Origin of the sequence: Bacillus sp. DU-106 (assembly GCF_004799705.1) — a bacterium.
GTDB classification, from domain to species: Bacteria; Bacillota; Bacilli; order Bacillales; family Bacillaceae_G; genus Bacillus_A; species Bacillus_A cereus.
Window position 1 is genome coordinate 270,001 of the sequence record NZ_CP026607.1, and the last position, 2,500, is coordinate 272,500.

Sequence of the window (2,500 nt, forward strand, 5' to 3'; positions counted from 1 at the left end):
CCAAGGGCATAGCTGGGTAGCTATGTGCGGAAGGGATAAGTGCTGAAAGCATCTAAGCATGAAGCCCCCCTCAAGATGAGATTTCCCATAGCGTAAGCTAGTAAGATCCCTGAAAGATGATCAGGTTGATAGGTTCGAGGTGGAAGCATGGTGACATGTGGAGCTGACGAATACTAATAGATCGAGGACTTAACCATATAATATGTAGCAAATGTTATCTAGTTTTGAAGGAATATGCCTTCATAGTTTGGTGATGATGGCAGAGAGGTCACACCCGTTCCCATACCGAACACGGAAGTTAAGCTCTCTAGCGCCGATGGTAGTTGGGACCTTGTCCCTGTGAGAGTAGGACGTCGCCAAGCAACTTTAAGACGAGTCAGAATGACTCGTCTTTTTTGTGTTTTATAACTTCTTTTCAAAGCTAAATATTTTGAAGTGCTTCTCGCTTTTCAAAAAGGTTTTTGAGTACGTAGCTATATAAGTTTTATTCAATTTCTTTCGTGATTCTTTATATGTAATTTAAGATTTTCTATTTTATTTCTTAAAGATAGGATTCATCAGTGTGTTAAAATAGTACAGTTGTTTTTGATGTACTTTAATATAAGAAGATTTAAGTTAGAAAAGGAGATAATATGAAAAAGATAAGTATAATTACTATAGTAGTCTTAGTCCTGCTAGTAATCGTGTATATGTTAGTTGGGAATTATTTTTATAACTACGCGTTAAATGCGAAACAAGAAAAAGAATTTTTGCAAGATAATCCTCATTTAGTAGAAACGGTAAATGCGTCGGGAGATGTATTGGCTGCAAATGAAGAAAAGAATGCAAACTTCGTATCGAAGTATAAACCTAACACATTAACTATACGTTCTTTCGATAAATTAAATTTAAAAGGTTATGAATATATGAATGAACCATCCAGTCATAAATGGGCAATTGTAGTTCATGGATACAATGGTAGAGCATCAGAAATGACGAAATATGTTCGTAACTTTTATGAACAAGGCTATAATGTCATAGCACCAGACCTTCGTGGACACGGAAATAGTGAAGGGGATTATGTTGGTATGGGCTGGCATGATCGTAAAGATGTTTTGATTTGGATTCAACAAATCTTGAAGAAAGACCCTAATGCTGAAATAGCTCTATTTGGTGTTTCAATGGGCGGGGCAACTGTAATGATGACTTCAGGAGAAGATTTACCTTCTAATGTTAAAGTTATTATTGAAGATTGTGGATACTCAACTGTTATTGATGAATTTACTTATCAACTAAAAGATTTATTCCATTTACCGAAGTTTCCTGTTATGAATGCGGCAAATATGGTTACTAAATTAAGAGCTGGTTACGATTTAGAAGAGGCTTCAGCTGTAAAACAAGTAGCGAAAAGTAAAACACCTATGTTATTCATTCATGGGGATGCTGATACATTCGTTCCTTTTGAAATGTTAGATGAAGTATATAATGCTGCAAAAGTAGAAAAAGAGAAATTAATTGTTCCAGGTGCTGGACATGGAGAAGCGGAGAAAGTAGATTCGAATAAATATTGGAATACTGTATGGAAGTTCGTAGGGAAGTATATTCCGGCATAATTAAAGTTGTTGCATTTATATAGACGATAATCGGAGGGATAATAGTTAATCCTTTTGATTATCGTTTTTTTTGTTAATTAGGTATTCTGCTATAAGTGTGTTTTTGTATGTACTATATGAAGGAGATAGAGCAAAAACTTTTGAATTCCTTAATCTCAGTGCTACAATGATTGAAAACTAAATGTTAATGAGGTGTTTTTATGAAAATTGAAGTATGGTCGGATTTTGTATGCCCATTTTGCTATATTGGGAAACGTAGATTAGAGATGGCTTTAGAGCAATTTCCATATAAGAAGGATGTTGAAGTTGAGTTTAAAAGTTTTGAATTAGACCAAAATGCTCCAATCTATTCTGGAACAAGTATTAATGAAGTACTTGCATCAAAGTATGGAATTAGTATTGAAGAAGCTAAGCGTAATAACGTACAGTTAGGAAATCATGCAGCTAGTATGGGTTTAAGTTTTAATTTTGATGAGATGAAGCCGACTAATACTTTTGATGCGCATCGTCTTGCGAAGTTTGCAAAGAATCAAGGGAAAGAAAAAGAGATTACAGAAAATCTACTTTTTGCATATTTCACTGAATCGAAAAATTTAAGCGATGTGGATACACTTGCTACTATCGCTGAAGCTTCAGGTTTAGATAAGCAAGAAGCTTTAAATGTTATTAATGATAAAAATGCGTATGCAAATGATGTTAGAATTGATGAAGCGATTGCTCAGCAATATCAAATTTCGGGAGTGCCTTATTTTATTATTAATCAAAAGTATGCTATTTCAGGTGCACAACCACTTGAAACTTTTGTTGGTGCACTTCAGCAAGTGTGGGAAGAAGAGAATCCTGCACCTAAGTTGCAAGAACTTTCTTCAGAGGGTGGAAGCGATCTTTCTTGTACTGATGGAAGTTGT

General features: G+C 34.9%; 2 protein-coding genes and 2 rRNA genes (2 of these 4 running past the window's edge). All 4 read left to right on the plus strand.

The annotated features are described in order from the left end of the window. Window positions 1-197, plus strand: a 23S ribosomal RNA gene (locus C3Y97_RS01555); it begins 2,725 nt to the left of the window's first position. Window positions 198-246: 49 nt separating this feature from the next. Then, window positions 247-362: ribosomal RNA gene (gene rrf / locus C3Y97_RS01560) — 5S ribosomal RNA — on the plus strand. A gap of 270 nt (window positions 363-632) precedes the next feature. Continuing rightward, window positions 633-1,592: an alpha/beta hydrolase gene (locus C3Y97_RS01565; RefSeq protein ID WP_000723973.1), complete on the plus strand. Its 960-nt coding sequence runs from the start codon at window positions 633-635 to the stop codon at window positions 1,590-1,592. 200 nt (window positions 1,593-1,792) lie between these two features. Next, window positions 1,793-2,500, plus strand: partial view of a DsbA family oxidoreductase gene (locus tag C3Y97_RS01570; RefSeq protein ID WP_000687954.1) — the 5' portion only. It continues 24 nt past the right edge of the window; only the first 708 of its 732 coding nucleotides appear in the window; the start codon lies at window positions 1,793-1,795; its stop codon lies beyond the right edge, outside the window.